The organism is Nocardioides sp. (genome assembly GCF_016462705.1).
In the GTDB taxonomy this organism is placed as follows: Bacteria; Actinomycetota; Actinomycetes; order Propionibacteriales; family Nocardioidaceae; genus Nocardioides.
Map to the genome: position 1 here is coordinate 1 of NZ_JAEMSS010000018.1, position 26,062 is coordinate 26,062.

A 26,062-nucleotide genomic window follows, 5' to 3' on the forward strand; every position below is an offset into this window, starting at 1 on the left:
TCGGCAGCCCGTTGTCGTCCCAGCCCATCGGGTAGAAGACCGACTTGCCGCGCATCCGCTGGTAGCGGGCGATCAGGTCGGTGTGGGTGTAGGAGAAGACGTGCCCGACGTGCAGCGACCCGCTCACCGTCGGCGGCGGCGTGTCGATCGAGTAGACGTTCTCGCGCGGCTGCGTGCGGTCGAACGCGTACGTCGAGGCGGCCTTCCACTGCTCGGCCCACTTCGCCTCGAGTCCCTCCAGGGCAGGCTTGGCCGGTACGACGACCGGGCGCGATGCGTCCGGCGTGTCCGGGGCCTGATCTGCAAGAACTTCGGTCATGCGGTCAAGCCTAGGGCGGCGTGGCGCCGTGCCGGAAAACGGTCCGGAGTATCACGGGCACCGTTAGCCTGCTCTTGTACCAGCTGAGGACGTGCTGAGAATGGGGGGAGCCGTGGTGTCCACACCTGCCTCGAGCACGCTGCCGACCCCCTCGGCCGTCCCCCGGACGGGCTGTGACCTCCAGCCGGTCGACGTCGTGCGGGACGCGGTCCGGCACTTCGGGGCGCGCTACCTCGACCGGGTCTACACACCGGCCGAGCAGGCGTCGTACGCCGCCGGTGGGCCGGCCTCGCTCGCGGCCCGGTTCGCGGCCAAGGAGGCGGTCCTCAAGCTGATCGGGACCGCGGACGGCGTCGACCTGCGCAGCGTGGAGATCAGGACGCCCGCGGTCGGCGGTGGCCGGCCGGCGGTGCACCTCACCGGCCGCGCCGCCGAGCTCGCCGAGGAAGCCGGCGTGGACGCCGCGGGCATCGACGTCAGCCTGAGCCACACCGCCGACCTCGCCATGGCGGTCGCGATCGGGCTCCAGCGCCCCACCACCCAGACCACGAACGAGACCGCCACCATGAACGAGACAGGCACCGCATGACCGTCAAGGACCAGATCCGCGCCATCCTGGGGCAGCACGCCAAGCTCTCCACCGACATCTCCGCGGTGGGCGACGGTGACGACCTCTACGCGGCCGGGATGACCTCCCATGCCTCGGTGACGGTGATGCTGGCGTGCGAGGACGAGTGGGACATCGAGTTCCCCCAGCAGATGCTGAAGAAGAGCACCTTCGCCTCGGTGGACGCGATCGCCGCGGCCCTGGCCGAGCTCGACATCACCGACGGCGTCGGCTCCGGGGTGTCGTCGTGAAGCTGGCTGACGAGCACGAGGGCGTCGCGGAGGTCGTCGCGGTCGCGCGCCGGATCGGCCGTGACGTCGCCGCCGTCCACGCCGCCGACGTGGACGCCCACGCCCGGTTCCCCAAGGAGACCGTCGACGCGTTCCGCGCCGAGGGACTGCTCGGCGCGCTGGTCCCCGTGGAGCTCGGTGGCCTCGGCCACGACCTGCGCCAGGCCGCCGCGGTCGTCCGCGAGGTCGCCCGGCACTGCGCGTCCTCGGCGATGATCCTGGCGATGCACCACATCAAGGTCGCCTCGGTGGTGCGGCACATGACCTCCCGGACGGTGGAGGACTTCATGCGCCGGGTCGCCACCGAACAGCTGCTGCTGGCCTCGGCCACCACCGAGATCGGCATCGGCGGCAACACCCGCAACTCCTCCTGCTGGGTCGAGCGGGAGGGTGACGGACCCGACCAGCGGTTCCGCCTGACCAAGCAGGCGCCGGTCATCTCCTACGGGCAGTACGCCGACGCGATCATCGTGACGGCCCGGCGCGACGCCGACAGCGCCCCCAGCGAGCAGGTCATGGTGATCTGCGAGGCGAAGGACGTGACCCTGACGCCGATCTCCGGCTGGGACACCCTGGGCTTCCGGGGCACCTGCTCACTCGGGTTCACCCTCGAGGCGACCGGACCGGCCGACCTGGTGATGGACCACCCCTTCGGCGACATCTCGACCGAGACGATGCTGCCCACCTCGCACCTGCTGTGGTCCTCGTTGTGGCTGGGCCTGGCCGAGGAGGCCTCGTGGCGGGCCCAGCGCTTCATCCAGAAGGCCGCCCGCAAGGACCTCAACCAGACCCCGCCAGGCGCGCCTCGCCTGGCCGCGCTGATGGTGACCAGGCAGCAGCTCGCGTCGTCGGTCGACGCGCTGATGAGCCGCTACCTCGACATCATGGACGACGCCGAGGAGACCAGCTCGATCGACTTCATGGTCGCCATCAACACGCTCAAGGTGTCCGCGTCCACGTTGGTCGTCGACATCATCAACCAGGCGATGCTGATCGTCGGGATCCAGGGCTACCGGGAGGACACCGAGTACTCGCTGGGCCGGCTGCTGCGCGACGCGCACGGTGCGGCGGTGATGGTCAACAACGACCGGATCGCCGGCAACACCGCCCAGCTCGCCCTCATGCAGCGCGAGAGCTGAGTCCACGACCGTGCCCGCGCCGTACGCCACCCCCGAGGACCTGCGGACCGTCCTGCTCGACGCGGGGCTGCTCGTGCAGACCCGCACCGACGGGCTCTACCACCGCTCGGGCGACTTCGAGGGGGTCCTGCAGGGAGTGGAGCGGTACGCCGCCGAGCAGCGCACCGACGCGACGGCGCCGCGGCGCTGGTTCCCGCCGATCATGGCCCGCGACGACTTCCTGCGCACCGACTACCTGCGCTCCTTCCCGGACCTCGTCGGGTCCGTCGACGTGTTCACCGGGGGCGACCAGGAGCACAAGCAACTGCTCGCCGAGCTGGAGGAGGGCCGGGACTGGACGCTCGCGCTGGACCCGGCCGAGGTGGTGCTGAGCTCGTCGATCTGCCACAGCCTCTACGGCACCCTGCCCACCGGGATCCCGGACGACGGGCTGCTGCACGAGTGCTGCGGGTTCGCGTTCCGGCACGAGCCGAGCCTCGACCCGGCCCGGATGCAGTCGTTCCGGATGTACGAGTTCGTGCTCGTCGGGACGCCGGCGCAGGCCGTGGCGCACCGCGACCTGTGGCTGCAGCGAGGCCTGGACTCGCTCGCGGCGCTCGGCCTGTCGGTGCGCAGCGATGCCGCCAACGACCCGTTCTTCGGGCGGGTCGGCCGGATGCTGGCCGCCAACCAGCTGCACGCCGAGCTGAAGTACGAGGTCCTGATCGACCTCACCGAGGCCAAGCCGACGGCGATCGCCTCCGCCAACTACCACGAGGACCACTTCGGCCTGCCGTTCGGCCTGACCACCCCGGACGGCGAGGTCGCGCACAGCGCCTGCTTCGGCTACGGCCTGGAGCGGATCACGCTGGCCCTGTTCGCCACGCACGGCACCGACGTGACGGGCTGGCCCGGCGAGGTCCGGTCCCTCCTGGGATGTTGAGCCCTGAGATGTCGAGCAGGGTGTCGTGCTGAGCAGGCAGGTGTGGTTCGGCCCGGACGAGCGACCGCTCTACGGCTGGGTCGCCATGCCGGCCGACGGGCTGGTCCGCGGCGGTGTCGTCCTCTGCCCGCCGATGGGGGAGGAGGGGCGCTCGGCGCACCGGACCTTCCGGCGGCTCGCCGAGGCGCTCGCCGGCCGTGGCCTGGTCGCCCTGCGCTTCGACTACGACGGCACCGGCGACTCCGCGGGACTCCAGGACGACCCGGACCGGGTGGCCTCCTGGCTGGCCAGCGTCGAGGCGGCCCGGCAGTACCTCCTCGACCTCGGCGCGCCCCACGTCTCGGCGGTCGGCATGCGCCTGGGCGCGACCCTGGCGGCCTGCCAGGCCGCCGCGTCGTCGCCGTTCCGCTCACTGGCGCTGTGGGACCCGTGCCTGAGCGGACGCACGTTCCTGCGCGAGGGCGAGGCGCTCTTCCTGCTCGGCGAGGACGACGGGCGGGCGCACGACGACGGGCTGCGGCACACGCCGGGCTTCCAGTACGACGCCGCGACCGCGTCGGCCCTGCGCGGCGTCGACCTGGCGAAGCTCCCGGAGGACCGGCCGCTGGCCGACCGGGTGCTCCTGCTCACCCGCACCGACCGGCCCGCGCCCGAGGGCATCGAGCGGCGGGTCCGGCTCGAGCCCGGGGACCTCACCTTCGGGCCGGCCACCGCGCAGGACCAGCTCCTCGACCGGACGCCGAGCGACTGCTACGTCCCCGAGGAGGCGCTGGCCTCGGTCGTGGGGTGGCTCGTGGCCGGCACCGACGAGGCCCGGGTCCCCGTCAAGACACCCGAGGAGTCCGGCGTACGCGTGGCGTCGGCCGGCCCCGGCTCGCGGCCGGTCCTCGAGCGGCCGACCCGGATCGGGTCGTTCGGGCTCTACGGCATCGTCGACGAGCCGGTGACCCCGACCGACGCGCCCTGGGTGGTGCTGGTCAACGTGGCCGCCGAGCACCACATCGGCCCGGGCCGGCGCTGGGTGGAGTTCGCCCGGCGCTGGGCCGGCGACGGCTACCGGGTGGTGCGGATCGACCAGAGCGGCATCGGCGACAGCCCGTCCCACCCCGGCCAGGTGGAGGACGAGCCGTTCGCGCCCGAGTGGATCGACGACATGCGGGAGGTCGTCCGTGAGCTGGCGGCCGACGGGTCGACGGTGGTGATCGCCGGGCTCTGCTCGGGGTCCTACTCGGCGTTCGAGGTGGCGCTGTGGGAGCGCGTCGAGGCGGTCTTCGCGGTCAACCCGCGGCTCACGCTCTACCCCGCGGCGAAGGGCACCCACGTCTACACACCGATCCGGCGGGCCGGCATCGTCCCGGCGGCACCGATCGCGGCGCTGGCCCGGCGGCACCGGATCCTGGCCGGCGGCCTGTGGCGCATCTACCGCCAGGTGGCGGTCTGGCACGGCCCGTTCCGGGTGCTGCGCAGCGTCGTGAGACGCGGGACCGCCGTGCACGTGAGCGCGTGCCGCGACGACGCCCAGCACTTCACCGAGGTCCTCTTCTGGCGCCCGTTCCTGGCCCGGCTGCGGCGGAACCCGCGGTTCCGCTTCGACCAGGACGAGGTCTTCGACCACTCGCTGCTCAGCCGGGCCGGCCAGCTGGCCACCTTCGACCGGGCGTCGGACTTCCTGGCGACCTACGTGCCGCTGGTCGACCGGCCAGGCACCGACGGCGTCGACGGGCGGGCCGCGTCGTGATCAGCCTGTTCGGGCTCGACCCCGCGACGTACCGGCAGCACCCGCTGCACGACGGCGAGCGGACCTACCAGGAGACCAACTGCTTCGCCGACTGCGTCATCGAGCTGGTCGCGGCGGCGGGGCACGAGCCGGAGGCGATGCTGGCGGGCACCGCCGCGGTCGACTTCGAGGTCGACCAGTGGACGTTCTTCAAGCCGGCCCCCGAGGACCTGGTCACCCTCTACGGCCTCGACCTGCACGAGATGCAGCCCTACCGCTCCATCCCCGAGCAGACCGCCGCCCGGCTCGCGCTCGGGCAGACGACGATGCCCGAGGTCGACTCCTACTGGCTCCCGGACGTCGCGGCGACCGACTACCGCACCAACCACGTGAAGAGCTCCATCGTCATCGAGGGGATCGACCCCGACGCCCGGGTGCTGCGCTACTTCCACAACGCGGGCTACTTCGAGCTGTCCGGGGAGGACTACGACGGGCTGTTCGCGGAGCCCGCGCTGCCGCCGTACGTCGAGCTGGTGCGCTTCGGGGTGGCGCCCGCGCTCTCCGGCGACGCGCTCCGTGATGCTGCGCGCGTCCTTCTCGCCGACTCCCTTGGCCGCCGGCCCGCGGACAACCCGTTCGACCGGTTCCTGGCGGCGCTCGAGGCGGACCTGCCGCGGCTGCTGGAAGGGGACGAGGCCGACTACCACGCGTACGCGTTCCACAACCCGCGGATGGCCGGCGCCTCGTTCGAGCTGCTCGCGAGCCACGTGCGGTGGCTCCTCGGCGAGGAGGGCGAGCAGGCGGCGGCCGCCCTCGACGACGTGGTCGGTGGCACCAAGATGCTGCTGTTCCGGCTGGCCCGGCGCCGCGCGTTCGACGTCGCCGGGGTCGTCGGCCCGATGGCCGAGGGCTACGCGACCGCGATGACCGAGCTCGACCGTCTGGTTTCCTGACCACGTGCGCGAGGTCCTGGAGTTCGAGCGGATCACCCCGGAGCCGGGTCCGGACGCCGACTCGGTGCGTCACGAATGGGTGGCCCAGGTCGAGGTCGACGAACCGGGGGGCGCGACCCTCGAGATCGGGGGCATCGCGACGGTCTGGGACGTCCTGGTCAATGGCGACGTCGTCGCCTCCGGGCGCTCGATGTTCGAACCCCGCACGGTGGACGTGTCCGGTGCCGTGCGGTCCGGCGGCAACGAGGTGCGGGTCGTCGTGCACCCGCTGACCGACCTGCTCGACGAGCTGCCCCGCAAGCCCCGGGCGCGCTGGCGGACCATGCTCGTCGACGAGCCGCGGCTGCGCTGGGTGCGGACCCAGGTCCTCGGCCGCGCGCCCGGGTTCGCACCCGGCCCGCCCGTGGTCGGGCCGTACCGGCCGATGGTGCTGGCCACCGAGCCGGCGCCGGTGGCCGATCGCGTGGGCACCTGGTGGCCGCACACCCACGGCACGCGGGAGGCGACGGGGCACCGCACCGTCGAGAACCGGTCGGAGGACTCGCTCGACCTCCGGGTCAACGGCGAGCGGGTGTTCGTCCGCGGCGTCGTGTGGACGCCGGGCGACCTCGCGGCGCTCGACACCGCCGTGGAGCTGGGCTTCAACCTGGTCCGGGTCAGCGGCGTCTCGGCCTACGAGAGCGACGAGTTCTACCGGCGCTGCGACGAGCTCGGGCTGATGGTGTGGCAGGACCTGATGTTCGCCACGTTCGACTACCCGCTGTCCGACGAGTCGTTCCGGAGCACGGTCGAGGCCGAGGTCCGGGACCAGCTGGCCCGGCTCAGTGACCACCCGTGCGTCGTGGTCGTCTGCGGTAGCGCCGAGCACGAGCAGCAGGCGGCGATGTTCGGGGTCAGCCCCTCGACCGGGTACGCCGGCGAGCTGGCGGCGTTCCTGAAACCGCTGTTCGACGACTCCGGCGTCGACGCCGTGTGGGTGGACAGCTCGCCGAGCGGCGGCGACCCGGTGGTCCGCGTCGACACCGGGATCGCGCAGTACTTCGGGGTCGGGGCGTACCTCCGCGACCTGCCGGACGCCCGGCACAGCGGCGTGCGGTTCGCCGCCGAGTGCCTGGCCTTCGCCAACCTTCCCGACCCGCTCGTCGCCGGGGGCGTGCCGCGGGACAACGGTGCCGACTGGGACTTCGCCGACGTCCGCGAGCACTACGCCCTGGCCCGCTACGGCCCGGACGCGACCGAGACCGAGCGGCAGCGGGTCACGGGCGAGGTGATGGCCGACGTCTTCGGCGAGTGGCGTCGGCCGGCCTCACCGTGCGGCGGCGGCATCGTGCTGTGGCTGCGGGACCTCGAGCCGGGTTCCGGCTGGGGCCTCCTCGACCACACCGGCTCGCCCAAGCCGGCGGCGCACGCCCTCGCGCCCGTCCTGCAGCCGACCGCGGTCTGGCTCGTCGACGAGGGGCTCAACGGGCTCGACGTCCACGTCGCCCACGACCGCGGTGAGCCGGCCGACCTGACCCTCGCCGTGGAGCTGCTCCGCGAGGACGGCTCGGTCATCGAGTCCGCCGAGCGGGCCTGGACGATGGAGCCGCACGGGCACCGGCGCTGGACGGTCGACGCCCTGCTCGGCCGGTTCGCGGACTCGTCGTACGCCTACCGCTTCGGCCCGCCCCCGCACGCCGCGGTCCGGGCGAGCCTCACCGGCGACAGCATCGAGCGCGAGTCGACCTGGCACGTCCCCGGCCCGCCGACTCGGCGTTACTGACGCGCAGTAGCGCCGACTCGGCGGCCAGCGGAATCCGGGTGCGCCCGACGCCCTCGGCACGATGGAATGCCGCATGACCTACCGACTGTCGTTCACCGAGGACCCCGCCGAGTTCCTGGCCGTCGCCGGGGAGCACCTCGCCGCGGAGCCGGTGCTCAACACGGTGCTGGCCACCGTCGCCACCCGGGCCGCCGCCGAGGACGCCTCCGGGACGCCCCGACCGGACCACCCGCGGTGGTGGGTGAGCGTGCTGGACGCCGACGAGCGGGTGGTGGGCGTGGCCATGCGGACGGCGCCGTTCCAGCCCTACCCGCTCTACGTGCTGCCGATGCCCGACGAGGCCGCGCGGCTCCTGGCGGCCGCGCTGGTCGACCGTGGCGAGGACGTCCCCGCCTCCAACGGTGCGCTGCCGGCCGCGCGCGTGGTCGCCGACGAGGCCGCCCGGCGCGCCGGCGGCACGGCGGAGGTCACCGAGCACATGCGGCTCTTCGAGCTCGAGGAGGTCGTGGAGCCTCCGGTCCCGCCAGGGCGGCTGCGGGTCGCGACCGGGGACGACGCCGGGCTGTGCCTCGAGTGGTACCAGGCGTTCGAGGCGGCCGCCTCCGAGCAGGCGGGCCGGCCGCACCGGGTGGGCTTCGGCGAGCACTTCGACGAGGCGTTCATCGAGGGCCGGATCGCGGAGCAGCGGATCCACCTGTGGGAGACCCCCGGCGGCGACGTCGTCCACCTGACCGGGGCCAACGTGCCGGCGTACGGCGTGGTGCGGGTCGGGCCCGTCTACACCCCCAAGGAGCACCGCGGCCTCGGCTACGCCAGCGCGGCCGTGGCCGAGGTGTCGCGGCAGGTCCTCGCGACCGGCAACCGGCCGTGCCTGTTCACCGACCAGGCCAACCCGACGTCCAACCGGATCTACCAGGCCATCGGCTACGAGGCCGTGGTCGACATGGCCAACCACGTGATCCGGTGACCCGTCAGGGTGCGGTCACCAGACCAGGACCGGCTTGACCACCTTGCCCGACGCCGAGTCCTCGATCGCCTGGTTGATCTGGTCGAACGGGTAGGGCGTGACCAGCCGGTCGAGGTCGAGCTCGTCGGCCATCGCGAGCATCCGCGGGATGAACTCCAGCGGGTCGGCGTCGCCCTCCAGCGAGCTCCGGACGACCTTGCCGTTCTGGAGCAGGTCGACCGCGTCGATCGGGTACTCGTCGGCACCCAGGCCGATGGCGATCAGCATGCCGCGCACCGCCAACGACTGCTGGGCCGACTTCACGACCGCGGGGACGGCGGTGGTGTCGATGCCGTACGTCGCCCCGCCGCCGGTCAGCTCCTTGACCTTGTCGACCACCGAGACGTCGCCGAGCGCGGTCGGGTCGATGGTCAGCGCTCCGTAGGACTCGGCGAGCTCGCGCCGGCTGGCGAGCGGGTCGACGGCGACCATCGTGGCGCCGGTGGTCCGGCCCGCGGCGAGCGCGGCCAGGCCGACCGACCCGACGCCGAAGACGACGACGCTCTGGTCCGCGCTCGGGTTCGCGACGTTGAGCATCGTCCCGACGCCGGTCTGGAAGCCGCAGCCGTAGGGGCCGAGCCGCGCCAGGTCCAGCGCCTTGTCGACGACGACGCAGTTGTCGGCGTAGGCGATCGCGTGCTGGGAGAAGCTGGACTGGCCGAAGAACGAGCCGAACACGGCCTGGCCGTCGCGGGTGTAGGTCGTCGAGCCGTCCATCCGCATGCCCATGTAGTTGATGAACAGGCCCTGCTCGCAGTGGCCGTAGTAGCCGGCCGCGCACTGCGCGCAGGTGCGGCACGACCGGAGCGAGAGCACCACGTGGTCGCCGACCTCGATGCCGGTCACGTTCGCGCCGACCTCCTCGACGACGCCGGCCCCCTCGTGGCCGAAGACGTTGGGGAACATCTCCGCCGGGAGCATGTTGCGGACGGTGAGGTCGGAGTGGCACAGGCCGGTGGCGACGATGCGGACCAGGACCTCGTCCTCGCGCGGCCCCTCCAGGTCGACCTCGGCGAGGGTGAACGGCTGGCCGGGGGACTCGACGAGGGCGACGGTGGTCTTCATGGCGGACAACCTAGCCACAGACCTAGAACGTGTTCTAGTAGCAACCTCCCTAGACTCGACGGCGAGATGACCGAGGACACGGACCACGACCAGAGCCCACGGCTCGCGGAGACCTTCGCCGAGGTCGAGGACGCGCTGCTGTCCCGGTGGCCGGAGACCAAGCTCGAGCCGTCGCTCGACCGGATCCGCGCCTTCACCGCCCTGCTGGGCGACCCCCAGACCGGCTACCCGGTCATCCACCTCACCGGTACCAACGGCAAGACGTCGACCTCGCGGATGGTCGACACCCTGCTGCGGGCCCTGGACCTGCGCACCGGGCGGTTCACCAGTCCGCACGTCGAGCGGATGACCGAGCGCATCTCGGTCGACGGGGAGCCCCTCTCCGACGAGGAGTTCGTCGCGGCGTTCAACGACGTGGCGCCCTACACCCATCTCGTCGACGCCGACGAGGAGCACCCGCTGTCGTTCTTCGAGACGGTCGTCGGGATGGCCTACGCGAAGTTCGCGGAGGCGCCGGTCGACGTCGCGGTCGTCGAGGTCGGCATGGGCGGCTCGTGGGACGCGACCAACGTGGCCGACGCGGCGGTCGCGGTCGTGCTGCCGGTGGCGGTCGACCACGCCAAGTACCTCGGTGGGACACCCGCGGAGATCGCGGTCGAGAAGGCGGGCATCATCAAGGAGGGCTCGGTCGTGGTGCTGGCCGAGCAGGCGCCGGACGTCGCCGAGGTGGTGCTCGCCCGCGCGGCCGAGGTCGGCGCGACCGTCGTCCGGGAGGGCACGGACTTCGGCGTGGCCACCCGCAGTCCCGCGGTCGGCGGCCAGGTCGTCTCGATCCAGGGCCTGCGGGCGCGCTACGACGAGGTCTTCCTGCCGTTGTACGGCGCGCACCAGGCGCAGAACGCCGCGGTGGCCCTGGCCGCGGTCGAGGCGTTCCTCAGCGGCGGTGAGGTCCTCCACGAGGACGTGGTCCGCGCGGCGTTCGCGGAGGTGACCTCGCCGGCCCGGCTCGAGATCATCCGCCGCAGCCCCACGGTCGTGCTCGACGCCGCGCACAACCCGGCGGGCGCCGAGGCGACGGCGGCGGCGCTCGACGACTCGTTCGTGTTCTCCCCGCTGATCGGTGTCATCGGGGTGATGGCGGACAAGGACGCCGAGGGGCTGCTCGCCGCGTTCGAGCCGCACCTGGCGCACGTCGTGTGCACGCAGAACAGCACCGACCGGGCGATGCCGGCGGAGACCCTCGCGGTGACTGCTCGTGAGGTCTTCGGCGACCACCGGGTGACCGTGGAGCCGAGGCTGGCCGATGCGATCGACCAGGCCGCAGCCCTGGCCGAGGCGGGCGAGGCCGTGGGTGAGTCCATCGGGTCGGGGGCGGTGCTCGTCACCGGTTCGGTCGTCACCGCCGGCGAGGCGCGGACCATGCTGGGTGCCACGGGCAGGCGAGCATGACCGACCCGTCCCCGGGCAGCGCGCCCCCACCGGTCCAGGAACGCTCGCCCCGGAGGGGGATGTGTGCCGCGGTGCTCAGCCTGGAGGCGATCACCCTCGGGCTCACCACCCCGGTGATGATCACCGTCGCCGACGTCGGCACCGGCACGGCGCTGGCGGTCGGCCTCGGCCTGGCCGTGGCCTGCTTCCTGGTGGCCGGGATGCTGCGCGGGGAGTGGGCCTACGCCCTCGGGTGGCTCCTGCAGCTCGGCGCGATCGGGCTCGGGCTGGTCGTGCCGCTGATGTTCTTCCTCGGCTCGGTGTTCGCCCTGCTCTGGGGCACCGCCTACTTCCTCGGCCGCAAGATCGAGCGCGAGCGCGCGGCGGCGTACGCCGCCAGGCGAGGAGCCGACGGGTGACCGAGCTGTCGCCGACCCCGCGCACCACCCTGACCCGGGAGAAGGAACGGGGGGTGTCCGACCGCGCCGAGCTGATGGCCCTGCTGCGGGAGGGACTCATCGCCCATCTCGGCGTCACCGTCGGTGACGGTGCCGACGCCCACCCGGTCGTCCTGCCCGTGGCGTACGCCGTCGAGCCCGACGGCCCGGACCGGGACGGCACGCTCTACGTCCACGGGTCGGTCGCGGCGGGCTGGCTGCGACGCACGCCCGGCGCCAGCGTCTGCGTGACGGTCACCGCGCTCGACGGGCTGGTGCTCGCCCGCTCGGCGTTCAACCACTCCATGAACTACCGCTGCGGCGTCGTGATCGGCCCGGTCCGGCTGGTCGACGACCCCGAGGAGAAGGCACACGCCCTGGACCTGATCGTCGAGCACGTCGTCCCGGGCCGCGCGGCAGCGCTCCGGCCCAACACCCGCAAGGAGCTCGCCGCCACCGCCGTGCTCGCCGTGCCGCTGCACGAGGCCTCCCTCAAGACCCGCGCCGGGGGCCCGGAGGACGACCAGCCGGACATCGACGCCGGCTACTGGGCCGGGCACCTGCCGCTGCGCGTGGTCGCGTCACCGGTCGTCCCGGACCCCGCCGCACCCGGGCCGGTGCCCGAGCACGTCCAGCGCCGGGCCGCCGACTTCGCCTGAGGACACCCCTCAGTAGGGTCCCGCTCATGGAGCGCACCCTTGTCCTGCTCAAGCCCGACGCCGTCCGCCGCGGCCTGGTGGGGGAGATCCTCGGCCGGTTCGAGGCGAAGGGCCTGACCATCGTCGCGATGGAGCATCGCACCATCAGCGCGTCGGTCGCCGACAGCCACTACGCCGAGCACGTCGACAAGGACTTCTACCCCCCGCTGCGGGACTTCGTGACCTCCGGTCCGCTCGTCTCGGTCGTCCTCGAGGGCGACTCCGCGGTCGAGGTCGTCCGGGCGCTCAACGGCGCCACCGACGGCCGCAAGGCCGCGCCCGGGACCATCCGTGGCGACCTCTCGCTGTCCAACCGCGAGAACCTCGTGCACGGCTCGGACTCAGCCGAGTCGGCCGCCCGCGAGATCGGTCTCTGGTTCCCCGAGCTCTGACGGGCACGACGAGGGTGGCCCGCGCATAGGTCCCGCGTCACGACGGGCACAGACCTTGGTCCCTGTCGCCCCGTCTCCCCGGGCCCGAGGGTGGGGCTGTGTCCTCCATCCTCATGACCGGGTTCCCCGGGTTCCTCGGCTCCGCCCTCCTGCCCCGCCTGCTGGCCCGCGGGGCCGGCGTGCACGCCTGGTGCCTCGTCCAGCCCCAGCACCGCAGGCTGGCCGAGCAGCGGATCGCCGAGCTGGCGGAGGAGCATCCGCACGTCCGTGACCGGGTGCAGGTACTGACTGGGGACCTCACCGAGCGAGGCCTCGGCCTGGACGCCGCGGCGAGGCGCAAGGTCCACGCCGTGTCCGAGGTCTGGCACCTCGCCGCCGTCTACGACCTCGCGGTCGGCGAGGACGTGGCCCGGCGGGTCAACGTCGAGGGCACCGACCGGGTCCTGGAGCTCTGCCGCGGGCTCCCGGGGCTGCGGCGGCTGCACTACGTGAGCACCTGCTACGTCAGCGGGCGGTACGCCGGGGAGTTCGGCGAGGACGGCCTGGACGAGGGCCAGGAGCTCCGCAACCACTACGAGGAGACCAAGTTCGAGGCCGAGCTCGCGGTGCGCAAGGCGATGGCCGACGGCCTGCCCGTGACCATCTACCGCCCCGGCATCGTGGTGGGGGACTCGTCGACGGGGGAGACCCAGAAGTACGACGGCCCGTACTTCCTCGCCCAGTTCCTCCGCCGCCAGCCGCGGCTGGCCCTGGTCCCCGCGCTCGGGGACGTCGACCGGGTGCGGGTGTGCCTCGTGCCCCGGGACTTCGTGGTCGACGCGATGGACCGGCTCTCCGCGATGGACGCCTCGCTCGGGCGGACCTACGCGCTCACCGACCCCCACCCGCCGACCGTCCGCGAGCTCGTCGACGCGTTCGCCTCCCGGCTCGGCCGCCGGGTGCTGTGGGTGCGGCTGCCGGTCGGGGTCACCCGGACGCTCGTGGGTGGCGTGCCCGGGATGGAGCGGCTCCTCGGCCTGCCCGCCGAGGCGCTGGAGTACTTCGCCTCCCCGACGACGTACGCCACCACCCACACCGACGAGGACCTCGCGGGGACCGGGATCGCCTGCCCGCCGTTCGCGTCGTACGCCGACCGGCTGCTCGACTACATGCTCGACCATCCCGAGGTCGGCTCGGCGGCGATGACATGACCGCCCGCCGACCGGCCGCCGACACCCTCGTCGTCGTCGACGTCTCGCCGGCCGACCCCGCCCACGACCACGACGCGCGGGTCCGCTTCCTCGAGCAGGACGTGCGGCTGGTCCGGGTGGGCACGGCGGGCGACCTCGACGCGATCGAGGGTGAGGTGCGGCGGTGGGCGCCGCGGGCGCACGCCCTGTCGGTCACGGGCCTGGCCGCGGATGTGGACCTCCACCGGCTGGCCGCGATCGCCGACGGTGTCCCGCTGACCGACGGCCGGGCCCTCGCGCCCGTGCTGCAGGAGTGGGCGGTCCGGCACGTGCAGACCGAGATGCCGGGTCTGTTCAACAACGCCCGCACGGTCGTCATCGGCGCGCACCACCGCGGCACCACGAGGATCCTCAAGGAGTTCACCGGCAACGTCGAGTTCGCCGACCCCCTGCTGCGCCTCGACCTGCCCGCGCTCGCCGAGCACGCCCTCGCGTGGCCGTTCGCGCTGGTCCCGCCCGGTCTGCGCTCCGCGCTGGCCGCGCCGGCGGAGGCGCTCAGCACCGCGCTGACCCGCCGGGCCGCGCGGGAGAGCGACGTGGTCGTGGCGACCTACGACGAGCTCGCCGGGTTCGGCCTCGAGGACCTCGCGGGCAAGACGCTCATCAGCTCCTCGGTCACCGACGAGCAGCTCGCCGAGCTGGCCTCGCGCGGGGTCGACCTGGTCATCGACTCCACGCCGCAGCCCTTCGAGGGCACGGTCTCGGCGGCGATGCTGGAGGCGATGATGCTGGCCACCGTCGGTGGTGGTGCGCTCACCGACGACGACCTGCTCGACATCGTCGTCTCGGCCGAGCTGGAGCCCCGGCTGCTGCAGCCGAACGGGCCCCGGCGCAAGAGCCGCTTCGCCTTCGTGATCCACCCGCTGTCGCAGGAGTTCTTCTCCAAGGTGGAGCCCCTCGGCACGATCGCCGGAGTCACCCCCGGCCCGGTGATGGGACTCGTCGAGAAGGCGGTCGCCTACGCGCCGCCGTTCGTCTACAGCCACGTCACCGGGATCAGGTCGCCCACCGGCGCGGAGGCGGAGGGCTGGCTGATCACCGTCGGCGGCACACCCAAGGAGCTGATGGCGCACTCGCCCGAGTTCACCTACGCCCGGCTGCTGTCGGCGGCCGAGACGGCGCGCAAGCTGGGGGCCCAGGTGATGGGACTCGGCGCCTTCACCAAGGTCGTCGGCGACGCCGGGGTGACCGTGGCCAAGCAGGCGCCGCTGCCGATCACCACCGGCAACAGCTACAGCGCGTCCGGCGCCCTGTGGGCCGCCCACGAGGCCTCGGAGCGCCTGGGGCTGATGCAGGTCGACGAGGACGGCCGGATGCACGGTGCCGCCATGGTGGTCGGCGCCACCGGGGCGATCGGTTCGGTCTGCGCCCGGCTGCTGGCGCTGGCCAGCGACGAGCTGTGGCTGATCTCGCCCGAGACCGCCAAGCTGCTCGCGCTCAAGCACGACATCGAGCGGACCACGCCGAGGGCCACCGTGCACGTCGCGGCGACCCCGGACCGGCACCTGCCGCACATGGACCTGATCGTGACGGCGACCTCGGGGGCCGGCAAGCGGGTGCTCGACATCACCGCGGTCAAGCCCGGGTGCGTCATCACCGACGTCGCCCGGCCGCTCGACCTCTCGCCCGCCGACGTGGCGCTGCGTCCCGACGTGCTGGTCATCGAGTCGGGCGAGATCGAGCTCCCCGGCGACGTGCGCATGAAGAGCATCGGGCTGCCGCCGGGCGTCGCGTACGCCTGCCTGGCCGAGACGGTCGTGCTGGCGCTGGAGGGGCGCTACGAGACCTTCACGGTCGGCCGGGACATCGAGTGGGAGAAGGTCAAGGAGATCTACCGGCTCGGCCTCAAGCACGGCATGCGGCTCGCCGCGATCTCCGGCGTCGGCGGGGTCTTCACCGACGAGGACTTCGCCCGGGTCCGCGAGCTGGCGCTGCGCGAGCGCGCGAGCCTCAGTCACATGAGTCACACCAGTCACGGCGTGCCTCCGGCGTAGGACGGACTTCTGTTCCTAGCCTGACCGTGCCGGGCGTGGCCGACGCGCCACCCCGGCGCCAAAGCACACCCGCCCTCAGCACCCTTCCCCGGCAGAGGACAGACAGATGGTGACAGCGCCGCCACGCAGCCTGGTCGGCCGTGACATGGCCGTCGACCTCGGCACGGCCAACACGCTGGTCTACGTCCGAGGCCGCGGGGTCCTGGTGGACGAGCCGAGCGTCGTCGCGATCAACGAGACGACCGGCGAGCTGGTCGCCGTGGGGCACGACGCCAAGCGGATGGTCGGCCGGACACCGGAGGAGATCTCGGTCGTGCGTCCCCTCCAGGACGGCGTGATCGCCGACTTCGAGGCGACAGAGCAGATGCTGCGCCACTTCATCGCGCTGGTGCACCGGCGCCGCTACTTCGCCAAGCCGCGGATGGTGATCTGCGTGCCGAGCGGGATCACCGCGGTGGAGCAGCGGGCGGTCAAGGAGGCCGGCTACCAGGCCGGCGCGCGCCGGGTCTACATCATCGAGGAGCCGATGGCGGCCGCGATCGGCGCCGGGCTGCCGGTGCACCGGGCCACCGGCAACATGGTCGTCGACATCGGAGGGGGTACGACGGAGGTCGCGGTCATCTCGCTCGGCGGCATCGTGACGTCGATGAGCGTCCGCACCGCCGGCGACGAGCTGGACCGGGCGATCACCACCTGGATGAAGAAGGAGCACGCGCTGCTCCTCGGCGAGGCCACCGCGGAGGAGGTCAAGGTCACCCTCGGCTCGGCGTTCCCCGGCGCCGCCGACGGCGAGGCCGAGATCCGCGGCCGTGACCTGGTCTCCGGGCTGCCGCGGACCGTCCAGGTCAGCTCCTCCGAGGTGCGCAAGGCCATCGAGGAGCCGCTGCACGCGATCATCGACGCGGTCCGGGTGACCCTGGACCAGACGCCGCCCGAGCTCTCCGGGGACATCATGGACCGCGGCATCGTGCTCACCGGGGGTGGCGCCCTGCTCCGCGGGCTCGACGAGCGGCTGCGCCACGAGACCGGCATGCCCGTGCACGTCGCCGAGGACCCGCTCACCTCCGTCGCCCTCGGGGCCGGACGGTGCGTGGAGGACTTCGAGGCGCTCCAGCAGGTCTTCGTCGCGGAGCGGCGGAGGATCGCGTGACGGACCTGATGCCGCGCGAGCGGCTCAACCGCCGCGGCAGCCTCGAGCCCCGCGCGCCCGGGACTCCCCGGCGCTCGCGGGCCGTCAGCCTGGTGCTGGCCTGCCTGGTGCTGATGACCCTCGACCTGGTCGGAGGCGAGTCGTCTCCCGTCGACGCCGCGCGCCGGCTCGTCGGTGAGGCGTACGCGCCGGTCGAGGCCGGCGTCGACGCCGTGCTCGGTCCGGTCCTCGCGGTGTCGGGCTGGTTCCGGACCCAGGACTCGCTCACCGAGGACGTCGCCCGCCTCGAGGCCGAGAACGACCGGCTGCGGGGCGACCTGGCCACGGTCGACTACGAACGCAACCGGCTCGAGGAGTACGACGGGCTCACGGCGGCCGCGGAGCAGATCGGCTACGCCCTGGTCCCCGCCCGGGTCATCGGCATCGGCCCGGCCCAGACCTTCTCGCGCACCGTGACCATCGACGCCGGCACCGACGCCGGCCTCCGCCCGGACCTGACGGTGGTCAGCGCCGCCGGCCTGGTCGGGCGGGTCATCCGGGTCACCAGCTCCTCCGCGACGGTCCTGCTCGTCATCGACGCCGACTCAACGGTGGGCGGCCGGGTGGGCAGCAGCATGAAGATCGGCTTCCTGCACGGCCGCGGCGACCTGGGCGACTTCGGCAGGACCGGCCGGCTCGACCTCGAGCTGGTCGACCAGACCACGGTCCCCGCGCGAGGGGACGCCGTCGTGACCTGGGGGAGCGAGGACGGCGCGCCCTACGTCTCCGGCGTGCCGGTCGGGACGGTCCGCTCCGTCTACTCGAGCGTGCGGGACAGCACCCAGCGCGCCGTGATCGCGCCGTACGTCGACTTCGGTGCGCTCGACCTGGTCGGGGTCGTCGTCCCCTCGGGGACCGCGAGCGACCGGGCCGTGGTCGAGCCGGACGGGACGCTCAGGTGAGCCAGACGACCTCGGGCCTGACCCCGGGGATCACCACGCCCCGGGCCGCCGCGGCGGTCTGGGTCCTGCTGATGGCGGTGGTCCTGCAGGTGTCGGTGCTGCCGCACCTGGCGTTCCGCGGGGTGGTGGCCGACGTCGTCCTGCTCGTCGTGGTCGCGGTCGGGCTGCGGCACGGCTCGGAGCCGGCGATGGTCCTCGGCTTCGCCGGCGGTCTGCTGCTCGACCTCGTCCCGCCCGCCGACCACGTGGCCGGCCGCTGGGCCCTCGCCCTGCTGGTCGCGGGCTACGTCGCGGGCCGGGTGTCCGGCCGGGCCGGCCGGGCCGGCCGGGCCGGCTCGCCGCGCTGGCCGGTGCTGCTGGGGACCGTGGCGGCGTGCTCGTTCGTGGCCTCTTCGCTCTTCGCCGTGAGCGGCATGGTGCTGCGGGACCCGCTCGTCGGCGTACCCGCCCTGCTCGAGACCGTCCTGGTCGCGGTCCTCTCCGACGTCCTGCTCGGGGCCCTGCTCGTGCCGCTCGTCCTGGCACTCGACCAGCGCCTCGAGCCGGACCGACTGCCGGCATGAGCGCCGACGCCCGGAGCCGGCTCCGGCTCGTGGTGGTCCAGGCGCTGGTCTTCTCCCTGTTCGCGACGCTGCTGGTCCGGCTCTGGTACCTCCAGGTCGTCACGGGCGAGGAGTACACCGCCCAGGCCGCCTCCCAGTCGGTCCGCGAGATCGTCGTGCAGCCGCAGCGCGGGCTGATCGTCGACGACCAGGGCCGGCCGCTGGTCACCAACCGCACGTCGTGGGTGGTCTCGATCGACCGCGGCACCCTCGCGAAGATGCCCGACGACGAGCAGTCCGCCGTGCTCCGCCGGGTGGCGAAGGTGACCGGTGTCAAGGTCGCCCGGATCAAGCTGCGGCTCCAGACGTGCGGCGACGAGGGCAGCAAGCCCAAGGTCTGCTGGAACGGCTCGCCGATCCAGCCCGTGCCGGTCGCCGTCGACGTCCCCCAGCCGTCGGCGCTGCGGGTCCTCGAGCAGCCCGAGGACTTCCCGGCCGTGCTGGCCGACCAGCAGAGCCTGCGCGCCTACCCGCGGCCGTTCGGCGTCAACCTCGCGCACGTCCTCGGCTACCTCAGCCCGATCACCGGCGACGAGCTGGACGCCTCGGAGGCGGACGGCGACCGCTCGGTCAACGGCGCCTCGGTGGTCGGCCGCGCGGGGGTCGAGAAGCAGTACGACGCCTGGCTGCGGGGCATGCCTGGCTACACCTCGGTGGCCGTCGACTCGATGGGCCGGGTGATCGGCGACGAGGAGGAGGTTGCCGCGCAGGGTGGCGACACCCTGGTCACCTCGATCGACGCCAAGGTGCAGAGCGTCGTCGAGCAGCAGCTGGCCGGCGCGATCGCCCGCGCCAGAGCGACCAGGGACACGGTCACCGACCGCAACTACGTCGCCGACTCCGGCGCGGTCGTGGTCATGGAGGCCACCACCGGCCGGATCGTGTCCATGGCCAGCCAGCCGACGTACGACCCCGAGGTGTGGGTGGGTGGGATCTCCCCGAGGCAGCTCAAGCAGCTGTACTCCAAGAAGGCAGGGACGCCGCTGCTCGGCCGGGCGACCCAGGGCCAGTTCGCCCCCGGGTCGACGTGGAAGCCCTTCATGACCGCCGGCGCGCTGAGCAACGGCTACCCCGAGGACACCCAGCTCAACTGCTCCTCCTACCTCCGAGTGGGCAACCGCGACTTCAAGAACTACGAGTCCGGCGCGCACGGCTACATCACCTTCGCCCGGGCGCTCGAGGTCTCGTGCAACACGTTCTTCTACCGGATCGGGCTCGACTACTGGCAGCGCTTCGGCTCCGACGTCGACGACGTCAAGGCCCGCGACCCGCTGGTGGCCGCGGCCAAGGCGTTCGGCTTCGGGAAGCAGACCGGCGTCGACCTGCCCGGCGAGGCCGCGGGCCGGATCGCGGACCGGCAGTGGAAGCGCGACTACTACGAGTCGATGAAGGACTACTACTGCGAGGTCGGCGAGGAGCCCGGCGACGACTTCCTGCACCGGTTCGCGCGGGAGTTCTGCGTCGAGGGCTACGCCTACCGAGCCGGCGACGCGGTCAACTTCGCGATCGGCCAGGGCGACACGATCCTCACGCCGCTCCAGCTGGCCCGCGGCTACGCCGCGATCGCCAACGGCGGCACGCTCTACGCGCCGCGGGTGGCCAAGGCGGTGGTGTCGGAGGACGGGACCGTCCTGAAGCGGTTCGCGCCCAAGGCGACCGGCCGGGTCGACGTCACCCGCGCCTCGCTCGACTACGTCGACCAGGCCCTGCTCGGCGTGCCGAAGGTCGGCACCCTGGCCTGGAAGTTCCCCGACTTCCCGCTCGACCGGGTCGAGATCCGGGGCAAGACCGGCTCCGCCGAGGTCTACGGCAAGCAGTCCACGTCCTGGGTGGCGACGTACGACGAGAACTACGTCGTCGTGATGATGATCAGCCAGGGCGGCACCGGCTCGGGCACCTCCGGCGACGCGGTCCGCACGATCTGGGAGGCGCTGTACGGCGTGGTCGACGGCGCCGTCCGGCCGGCGCAGGCCGCCATCCCCGGCACCGTCCCGCCCGAGGAGCTCCCGACCTTCACCGACGACGGCGCGATCCTGCCGCCGTCCCGTTCCACGGAGGGGCCATCGTGACCAGGCTGCCGCGGCTCGACTGGATCCTGCTCGCCGCCGTGCTGGCCCTGCTGGTCCTGTCCACCCTCCTCGTGTGGTCGGCCACCGTGCACCGGACCGACCTCACCGACGGCGACTCGACGGCGTTCCTGCGCAAGCAGCTGGTCAACATCGTGATCGGCCTGGTCCTGCTGGCCCTCGTCACGGTGACCGACCACCGGTGGGTCCGGATCGTCGCGCCGGTCCTCTACCTCGTCTCGGTCGTCGGCCTGGTCCTGGTGCTCACCATGGGCTCCACGGTCAACGGCTCGCAGTCCTGGCTCCGGTTCGGCGGACTGTCGGTCCAGCCGTCGGAGCTCGCCAAGCTGGCGGTCGTCGTCGGGATGGCGCTCGTCCTCGCGGAGCGGTCGGAGGGCCGCCGCCGCCCCTACGTCGGCGGGGCGGACGTCTCGCTGATGCTCGCCGTGGCGGCGGTGCCCGCCGTCCTCATCCTCCTGCAGCCGGACCTGGGCACGATGCTCGTCCTCTCCGCCACCGTCTTCGGGGTGCTCGCCGTGTCCGGTGCCCGGCGCCGCTGGCTGGTGCTGCTGGTCGGTGGCGCGGTCGGTGGCGCGGTCGCCGCCGTGATGGCCGGCGTGCTCAAGGCCTACCAGGTCGACCGGTTCCTCGCCTTCGTCGATCCCTCGCTCGACCCGCGCGGCGCCGGGTACAACGTCGAGCAGGCCCGGATCGCGATCGGCAACGGCGGGCTCCTCGGTCAGGGCCTCTTCGACGGGTCCCAGACCCGGGCCGGCTTCGTCCCCGAGCAGCAGACCGACTTCGTGTTCACCGTGGCGGGGGAGGAGCTGGGCCTGCTCGGCGCCGGCGTGCTCATCGCCCTGCTCTGCCTGGTCATCTGGCGCGCCCTGGTCATCGCCCGGCGTGCCGAGGACGTCTTCGGCCGGGTCTGCGCCGCCGGCATCGCCTGCTGGTTCGGCTTCCAGGCCTTCCAGAACATCGGCATGTGCCTCGGCATCATGCCCGTGACCGGCGTCCCGCTGCCGTTCGTCTCCTACGGCGGCTCGTCGCTGTTCGCCGGGCTGCTGGCGGTCGGGCTGCTGCAGAACATCCACCTCCGGTCGGCGTCGTCGACCTACCCGTCGGCACTGGCCGAGCGGCGGGTGCTGGTCGCGCGGTGACGTCCGACGTCGCGCGGCGATGGGCTCAGCTGGTCCACGCCTCGACGGCATCCGGTGTGGCGGGGAGGGTCCGGTCCTCGCACGAGCGGTACCAGCCCTCGACCGCGTCAGGGGTCCGGGGCAGCTGGTCCACGGTCCACGAGCACTGGGCGGCCGACGCGGGGTCGACGGGGGCCCGGTCGGGAGCCGCACCGGCCGGCTGCCCTGACGCGAAGACGGCGACCAGTGCGATGGTGGCGAGCGAGCCGGTCAGGTGGGACGGCGTGCGGGGGGTCTTGGTCATGGGATGCCTCCAGATCGATGACCCGTGGTCCGGGTCGCTGGGCAACACCGTGGCCGTGGCCGCTGAAGAGAGGGTCGATCGCGGGTCTTCCTGATCCCGGAACCGGTTCCAGCGAGATTCCAGCGGCACTGACGAGGCTGCAGGCGTGGCAGACTCGCCCGATACCCGGGCAGCGCCCGACCCGGCGAGGGGGCATGTGGTGACCGACGTCCGTGGCCCCGGCAGCCTGCGGGTGGACGTCCTCGGGCCCTTCGAGGTCCTGGTCGACGGGGCACCAGTGGGCCCTGCGGGTGCCCGACGACGTGGCCTCCTGGCGCTGCTGGCTCTCGAGCCGGGCGCCGTGCTGCCTGTCGAGACCCTGGTTGACCGGCTCTGGGGAGCCGACGCACCGCCCTCGGCGGTCAACGTCGTCCAGACCTACGTCTCCGCCTGGCGCCGGGTGCTGGGCGGTCGCGATGGCGTCCTGAGGACCGTCGGTGCCGGATACCAGCTGGACGTCGGAGTGGAGCAGTGCGACTACGCCCGGTTCCGCGCACTCACGGCCGAGGCCCGGGAGCTGGCCGCCACCGGAGCCCTCGACCAGGCGGAGCAGAGCTGGGACCAGGCTTTGCGGCTGTGGCGGGGGCCTGCTCTCGCCGACCTTGCCGGGACCGCTCTGCACGACCGGATGTCCCAGCGGCTCGAGGACGAGCGGGTGCTCGTGCTGGAGGCGTGGGCCGACGCGGCGCTTCGGCTCGACCACGAGCCCAGTGAGGTCCTCGACAGGCTGGCGCTCCTCCGTGCGTCAGACCCCTGGCGGGAGAGCGCGGCCGCCCTGGTCGTGCGGGCGCACGCGGCGGCGGGCCGCCCTGCCGACGCCTTGTCGACGTACGACGAGATCCGCCGGGTGCTGCGCGACGAGCTCGGTGCCGACCCCGGACCGGTGCTCCAGGGGCTGCACGCCCGGGTGCTCGGCTCCGATCCCGTCCTCGTGCGGCGGACCCCGCCGGCCGAGCTCGCCCCCACGCCACTGCCGCTGGGCGGGACCGACCCGCTGTTCGGCCGGGATGCCGATGTCCCGCTGCTGCAGGCCATGCTCGAGGAGCGCAGGCTCGTCACGCTGACCGGCCCGGGAGGGTGTGGCAAGACCCGGCTGGCCACGGAGGTGCTCGCCAGGTACGTCGATGCCGGCGGCAGTGCCTGGTTCGCCGACCTCGGGCCGGTGCGTGACGGAGGCCTGGTCGCGCCCGTCGTCGCGGCGGCGGTCGGCGCCCAAGCGGCGGCGGGTGCCGATGCCGAGGCCTCGCTGGTCGGGCGGCTCCGCGCAGCGACCGGGTTGCTGGTGCTGGACAACCTCGAGCACCTCCACGATGTCGGCCGGCTGGTCGCACGGCTGCACGAGGCCTGCCCGCACCTGCAGCTGCTGGCGACCTCACGGCATCCCCTCGCCATCGCGGGCGAGCAGCAGTACCCGGTCGCGCTGCTCTCGGTTCCCGACCGGGGAACCGACGACCCCGACGCGCTCGCGTCGTTCGACTCCGTTCGGCTCCTCGTCGACAGGGCCGTCGCCGCGGACCCCGCCTTCCGGGTCACTCCCGCCACGGCGCCCGCCGTCGCCGCGATCGTCCGGCAGCTCGACGGGCTGCCTCTCGCCCTCGAGATCGTGGCGCCGTGGCTGCGCCTGCACTCACCGGCCGAGCTGGCCGATCGGTTGTCGCACGCCCCCCTCGACCTGCGTGGACGTCGCACCGACCGGCCCGAACGCCAACGCAGCCTGCGCGACACCGTCGACTGGAGCTACCAGCTGCTCGCCCCTGCCGAGCGCTCACTGTTCCGTCGGCTCGCGGTCTTCGCCGGCAGCTTCTCCCTCGCCGGTGCTCGTGCGGTGGGCGGCGGCGGGCCGGACGACGACCGGGGTGCCGGCGTCGCGGACGTGCTGCTCTCGCTGGTCGACGCCCACCTGGTGCAACGCCTGCCGTCGGTCTCCGACCAGCCGCGATTCCGGCTGCTGCAGACGGTGCGCGAGTACGCCGCCGAGCGGCTCCACGAGGACCCGGACCACGACGAGGTTCGCGACCGGTTCGCCCGGGCGGTCGGGACCTGGGCCGTCGAGCTCGCCGCGAACAGCGAGGGCCCTGAGTCGGGTGCCTGGCTCGCGCTCGCGGTGGCGGAGTCGGACAACCTGCGCGCCGCCATCGCTCACTGGGGTGACCGCGGCGCCCATGCCGAGCGGCTGCAGCTGGTGGCGGACGCGATGACCGTCTGGTTCGAGGCCGGCCACGAGCAGGAGGGGGAGGCCCTGTTGTCCGCCGCGCTGGACGCGGCCGGACCTGACGCACCGGCCAGGGCGATCGCCCTGACGTACTGGGCATGGCTGCGCTCGACCCGCGACCGGGCAGGCGCGGCGGCCGCAGCCGCGGAGGCGGTCGCCCTGGCGCGGGACGCCGACGACCCACTGGTCGAGGCGTTCGCCTGTCAGACGCTCGGCGACACGCTGCGCGATCCGGCTCGGGCCGAGGCCGCCAGCCGCGAGGTCTTCGACGCGGCCCGCCGCGGCGAGGGGCGCGAGGTCCGCTACGGCCCCACGGCCCCGGACGCGGTCCGCTGCGGGGCGAGCGCCAGCATCGCCGCCACGTGGGCGCACCGCTCGGTCGCGGACGCTGTCCACTGGCAGCGAGAGGCCCTGCGTCTGGCCGAGCTGGAGGGCGACCGGCGGATCACCGCCGTCAACGCGGCGCGTCTCGCCCGTCTCCACCTGCTGCAAGGCGATGTCGGCGAGGCGGGCCTCCTGCTGGAGCGAGCCAGGACCCTCGTCTCGACCCATGTCACCGCGCGCTGGGAGGACATCGTCTCGCTGGCCGAGGCCGAGCTGCTGCTGCACCTGGGTCACGTGGACGAGGCCGAACGCCAGCTGCGAGGACTCGTGAACCTGGCGACGGCGGCTGGCCGTCGGCTGCACTCCCTCCTGGGGTTCCTCCTCCTCGCCGACCTGCACACGGCGGCCGGCCGCATCGGCGACGCCGCAGACGACCTGGCCCAGCTGGCGCGGGTGCCCGGGACCCTCGACGACCCCGCGGCGGCACGAGCCTGGGAGGTGCGGCAGGCGCGCGTGGACCGGCTTGCCGGCAGCCCTCACCGGGCCGCCGAGCGGCTCGGGGCCGCGGAGCCCCTCCTCCCGCAGGACGCGCTGCCGCCGGAACGGGTGATCTGGCTGCTCGAGCGTGCCACGTCGGCGTCCGCCGGACAACGCGCGAAGTGGCTCGGCGTCCTCGACGCGGCCGAGACCCGGACCGGGGTCCGGCCGGCGCCCTGGGAGGCCAGGCGCCGCCACGAGCTCGCCGGGGCGTAGGGCGGGGCCGTCGTCGAATCGGCCGGGCGTCGTTCGTGGTAGGTGTGAACGGCTTTCCCACCAGGGTGCCGTCAGGACACAGGAGATGACCCATGCAGTTCATGGTTTCCGTGATCGACGACAGGACCGGCTCGGCCACCCCCGAGGAGATGGAGGACATCCGCGCCTACAACGCACGTCTCCAGGCCGAGGGTCACTGGGTCTTCGCCGGCGGGCTCGCCGCGCCCAGCGCCGCCACCACCATCGACAACCGGGCCGGGAAGGGCCTGGTCACCGACGGGCCGTTCGTCGAGACCAAGGAGTACGTCGCCGGCCTGTGGATCCTGGAGGCGGCGGACCGCGACGAGGCGCTCGAGCTCGCCGCCGAGGGGTCGCGGTGCTGCAACCGGAAGGTCGAGCTGCGGCCGTTGCTCGCCGACTGAGCCGAACCTGCTCGGACCACGTGCAAGCAGCGGTCAGTGACAGCAATCGAGGTCATTCAGGTCGACGAGCGGGACTGCAGCGGGGACGACGGCCGCCCGCGGTTCCGGGTCTACCTGCACGGCAGCGCGTCCGACTCGACGGGCTAGCGATG

At 73.2% G+C, this 26,062-nt stretch carries 24 protein-coding genes; 21 read left to right on the forward strand and 3 right to left on the reverse strand.

All coding sequences use genetic code 11. The features are described from left to right. Positions 1-319: class I tRNA ligase family protein (locus tag JHD21_RS03855; protein WP_292671778.1), on the reverse strand; the 319-nt coding region annotated here is incomplete at its 3' end. A 115-nt stretch (positions 320-434) separates the two neighbouring features. On the opposite strand from JHD21_RS03855, the gene JHD21_RS03860 reads away from it, so the two are divergent. From JHD21_RS03860 to JHD21_RS03895, 8 genes are all read left to right on the forward strand, one after another. Further along, entirely contained in the window at positions 435-908 is a 474-nt protein-coding gene (locus JHD21_RS03860; RefSeq protein WP_292671780.1) for a holo-ACP synthase, read from the forward strand. Continuing rightward, positions 905-1,177: an acyl carrier protein gene (locus JHD21_RS03865; RefSeq protein ID WP_292671781.1), complete on the forward strand. Its 273-nt coding sequence runs from the start codon at positions 905-907 to the stop codon at positions 1,175-1,177. The genes JHD21_RS03860 and JHD21_RS03865 overlap by 4 nt, the downstream gene beginning before the upstream one ends. After that, positions 1,174-2,355, forward strand: a complete 1,182-nt coding sequence (locus tag JHD21_RS03870; protein ID WP_292671782.1) for an acyl-CoA dehydrogenase family protein — start codon at positions 1,174-1,176, stop codon at positions 2,353-2,355. Before JHD21_RS03865 ends, JHD21_RS03870 begins: the two co-directional genes overlap by 4 nt. A 10-nt stretch (positions 2,356-2,365) precedes the next feature. Then, positions 2,366-3,277 carry an amino acid--[acyl-carrier-protein] ligase gene (locus JHD21_RS03875; RefSeq protein ID WP_292671783.1) on the forward strand — a complete coding sequence of 304 codons (912 nt, stop codon included), beginning with the start codon at positions 2,366-2,368 and terminating at the stop codon, positions 3,275-3,277. Positions 3,278-3,302: 25 nt separating this feature from the next. Beyond that, the gene (locus JHD21_RS03880) at positions 3,303-5,015 is read left to right on the forward strand and encodes a hypothetical protein (RefSeq protein WP_292671785.1); all 1,713 of its coding nucleotides are present in this window, start codon (positions 3,303-3,305) and stop codon (positions 5,013-5,015) included. Beyond that, the gene (locus tag JHD21_RS03885; RefSeq protein ID WP_292671787.1) at positions 5,012-5,947 is read left to right on the forward strand and encodes a DUF1839 family protein; all 936 of its coding nucleotides are present in this window, start codon (positions 5,012-5,014) and stop codon (positions 5,945-5,947) included. Before JHD21_RS03880 ends, JHD21_RS03885 begins: the two co-directional genes overlap by 4 nt. A gap of 4 nt (positions 5,948-5,951) precedes the next feature. Further along, positions 5,952-7,709: a hypothetical protein gene (locus tag JHD21_RS03890; protein WP_292671789.1), complete on the forward strand. Its 1,758-nt coding sequence runs from the start codon at positions 5,952-5,954 to the stop codon at positions 7,707-7,709. A gap of 73 nt (positions 7,710-7,782) precedes the next feature. After that, positions 7,783-8,676 (forward strand): GNAT family N-acetyltransferase, encoded by an 894-nt coding sequence (locus JHD21_RS03895; protein WP_292671791.1) that lies wholly within the window; start codon positions 7,783-7,785, stop codon positions 8,674-8,676. A gap of 15 nt (positions 8,677-8,691) precedes the next feature. On the opposite strand, the gene JHD21_RS03900 is transcribed toward JHD21_RS03895, so the two are convergent. Beyond that, complete coding sequence (locus JHD21_RS03900) at positions 8,692-9,780, reverse strand: NAD(P)-dependent alcohol dehydrogenase (protein ID WP_292671792.1); 1,089 nt, start codon at positions 9,778-9,780, stop codon at positions 8,692-8,694. A gap of 66 nt (positions 9,781-9,846) precedes the next feature. Between JHD21_RS03900 and JHD21_RS03905 the strand changes: the two genes are divergently transcribed. The 11 genes from JHD21_RS03905 to rodA all read left to right on the forward strand — a co-directional run bounded on the left by JHD21_RS03905 (position 9,847) and on the right by rodA (position 21,877). Then, positions 9,847-11,229 carry a Mur ligase family protein gene (locus JHD21_RS03905; RefSeq protein WP_292671793.1) on the forward strand — a complete coding sequence of 461 codons (1,383 nt, stop codon included), beginning with the start codon at positions 9,847-9,849 and terminating at the stop codon, positions 11,227-11,229. Beyond that, positions 11,226-11,627, forward strand: a complete 402-nt coding sequence (locus tag JHD21_RS03910) for a DUF4233 domain-containing protein (protein WP_292671794.1) — start codon at positions 11,226-11,228, stop codon at positions 11,625-11,627. The genes JHD21_RS03905 and JHD21_RS03910 overlap by 4 nt, the downstream gene beginning before the upstream one ends. Further along, on the forward strand, positions 11,624-12,304 hold the full coding sequence (locus JHD21_RS03915) for a pyridoxamine 5'-phosphate oxidase family protein (protein ID WP_292671795.1): 681 nt from the start codon (positions 11,624-11,626) through the stop codon (positions 12,302-12,304). The genes JHD21_RS03910 and JHD21_RS03915 overlap by 4 nt, the downstream gene beginning before the upstream one ends. Before the next feature lie 26 nt (positions 12,305-12,330). Continuing rightward, positions 12,331-12,735 carry a nucleoside-diphosphate kinase gene (ndk, locus tag JHD21_RS03920; protein WP_292671797.1) on the forward strand — a complete coding sequence of 135 codons (405 nt, stop codon included), beginning with the start codon at positions 12,331-12,333 and terminating at the stop codon, positions 12,733-12,735. A 98-nt stretch (positions 12,736-12,833) separates the two neighbouring features. After that, positions 12,834-13,925 carry an SDR family oxidoreductase gene (locus JHD21_RS03925; protein ID WP_292671799.1) on the forward strand — a complete coding sequence of 364 codons (1,092 nt, stop codon included), beginning with the start codon at positions 12,834-12,836 and terminating at the stop codon, positions 13,923-13,925. Further along, positions 13,922-15,958: a dehydrogenase gene (locus tag JHD21_RS03930; protein ID WP_292671800.1), complete on the forward strand. Its 2,037-nt coding sequence runs from the start codon at positions 13,922-13,924 to the stop codon at positions 15,956-15,958. Before JHD21_RS03925 ends, JHD21_RS03930 begins: the two co-directional genes overlap by 4 nt. A 106-nt stretch (positions 15,959-16,064) precedes the next feature. Further along, complete coding sequence (locus JHD21_RS03935; RefSeq protein WP_292671801.1) at positions 16,065-17,108, forward strand: rod shape-determining protein; 1,044 nt, start codon at positions 16,065-16,067, stop codon at positions 17,106-17,108. Further along, positions 17,105-18,049 carry a rod shape-determining protein MreC gene (mreC, locus tag JHD21_RS03940; protein WP_292671802.1) on the forward strand — a complete coding sequence of 315 codons (945 nt, stop codon included), beginning with the start codon at positions 17,105-17,107 and terminating at the stop codon, positions 18,047-18,049. The genes JHD21_RS03935 and mreC overlap by 4 nt, the downstream gene beginning before the upstream one ends. After that, entirely contained in the window at positions 18,046-18,612 is a 567-nt protein-coding gene (gene mreD, locus JHD21_RS03945; protein WP_292671804.1) for a rod shape-determining protein MreD, read from the forward strand. The genes mreC and mreD overlap by 4 nt, the downstream gene beginning before the upstream one ends. After that, positions 18,609-20,720 (forward strand): penicillin-binding protein 2, encoded by a 2,112-nt coding sequence (gene mrdA / locus JHD21_RS03950; protein ID WP_292671805.1) that lies wholly within the window; start codon positions 18,609-18,611, stop codon positions 20,718-20,720. The genes mreD and mrdA overlap by 4 nt, the downstream gene beginning before the upstream one ends. Next, on the forward strand, positions 20,717-21,877 hold the full coding sequence (gene rodA / locus JHD21_RS03955) for a rod shape-determining protein RodA (protein WP_292671806.1): 1,161 nt from the start codon (positions 20,717-20,719) through the stop codon (positions 21,875-21,877). The genes mrdA and rodA overlap by 4 nt, the downstream gene beginning before the upstream one ends. 25 nt (positions 21,878-21,902) lie before the next feature. On the opposite strand, the gene JHD21_RS03960 is transcribed toward rodA, so the two are convergent. Next, the gene (locus JHD21_RS03960) at positions 21,903-22,160 is read right to left on the reverse strand and encodes a hypothetical protein (protein ID WP_292671808.1); all 258 of its coding nucleotides are present in this window, start codon (positions 22,158-22,160) and stop codon (positions 21,903-21,905) included. Between the two features lie 199 nt (positions 22,161-22,359). Between JHD21_RS03960 and JHD21_RS03965 the strand changes: the two genes are divergently transcribed. Both JHD21_RS03965 and JHD21_RS03970 read left to right on the forward strand, forming a co-directional pair. Then, complete coding sequence (locus JHD21_RS03965) at positions 22,360-25,488, forward strand: BTAD domain-containing putative transcriptional regulator (RefSeq protein ID WP_292671809.1); 3,129 nt, start codon at positions 22,360-22,362, stop codon at positions 25,486-25,488. A 92-nt stretch (positions 25,489-25,580) separates the two neighbouring features. Next, positions 25,581-25,910, forward strand: coding sequence for a YciI family protein (locus tag JHD21_RS03970; protein ID WP_292671810.1), 330 nt, complete (start codon positions 25,581-25,583; stop codon positions 25,908-25,910). Positions 25,911-26,062: the final 152 nt, after the last annotated feature.

Excerpts from the sequence above, each read along its gene's own strand:
- mrdA (WP_292671805.1), top strand. The coding sequence starts at position 18,609 with ATGAGCGCCGACGCCCGGAGCCGGCTCCGGCTCGTGGTGGTCCAGGCG.
- JHD21_RS03905 (WP_292671793.1), top strand. The coding sequence starts at position 9,847 with ATGACCGAGGACACGGACCACGACCAGAGCCCACGGCTCGCGGAGACC.
- JHD21_RS03900 (WP_292671792.1), bottom strand. The coding sequence starts at position 9,780 with ATGAAGACCACCGTCGCCCTCGTCGAGTCCCCCGGCCAGCCGTTCACC.
- ndk (WP_292671797.1), top strand. The coding sequence starts at position 12,331 with ATGGAGCGCACCCTTGTCCTGCTCAAGCCCGACGCCGTCCGCCGCGGC.
- JHD21_RS03865 (WP_292671781.1), top strand. The coding sequence starts at position 905 with ATGACCGTCAAGGACCAGATCCGCGCCATCCTGGGGCAGCACGCCAAG.
- JHD21_RS03930 (WP_292671800.1), top strand. The coding sequence starts at position 13,922 with ATGACCGCCCGCCGACCGGCCGCCGACACCCTCGTCGTCGTCGACGTC.
- JHD21_RS03970 (WP_292671810.1), top strand. The coding sequence starts at position 25,581 with ATGCAGTTCATGGTTTCCGTGATCGACGACAGGACCGGCTCGGCCACC.
- JHD21_RS03935 (WP_292671801.1), top strand. The coding sequence starts at position 16,065 with ATGGTGACAGCGCCGCCACGCAGCCTGGTCGGCCGTGACATGGCCGTC.
- JHD21_RS03895 (WP_292671791.1), top strand. The coding sequence starts at position 7,783 with ATGACCTACCGACTGTCGTTCACCGAGGACCCCGCCGAGTTCCTGGCC.
- JHD21_RS03910 (WP_292671794.1), top strand. The coding sequence starts at position 11,226 with ATGACCGACCCGTCCCCGGGCAGCGCGCCCCCACCGGTCCAGGAACGC.
- JHD21_RS03960 (WP_292671808.1), bottom strand. The coding sequence starts at position 22,160 with ATGACCAAGACCCCCCGCACGCCGTCCCACCTGACCGGCTCGCTCGCC.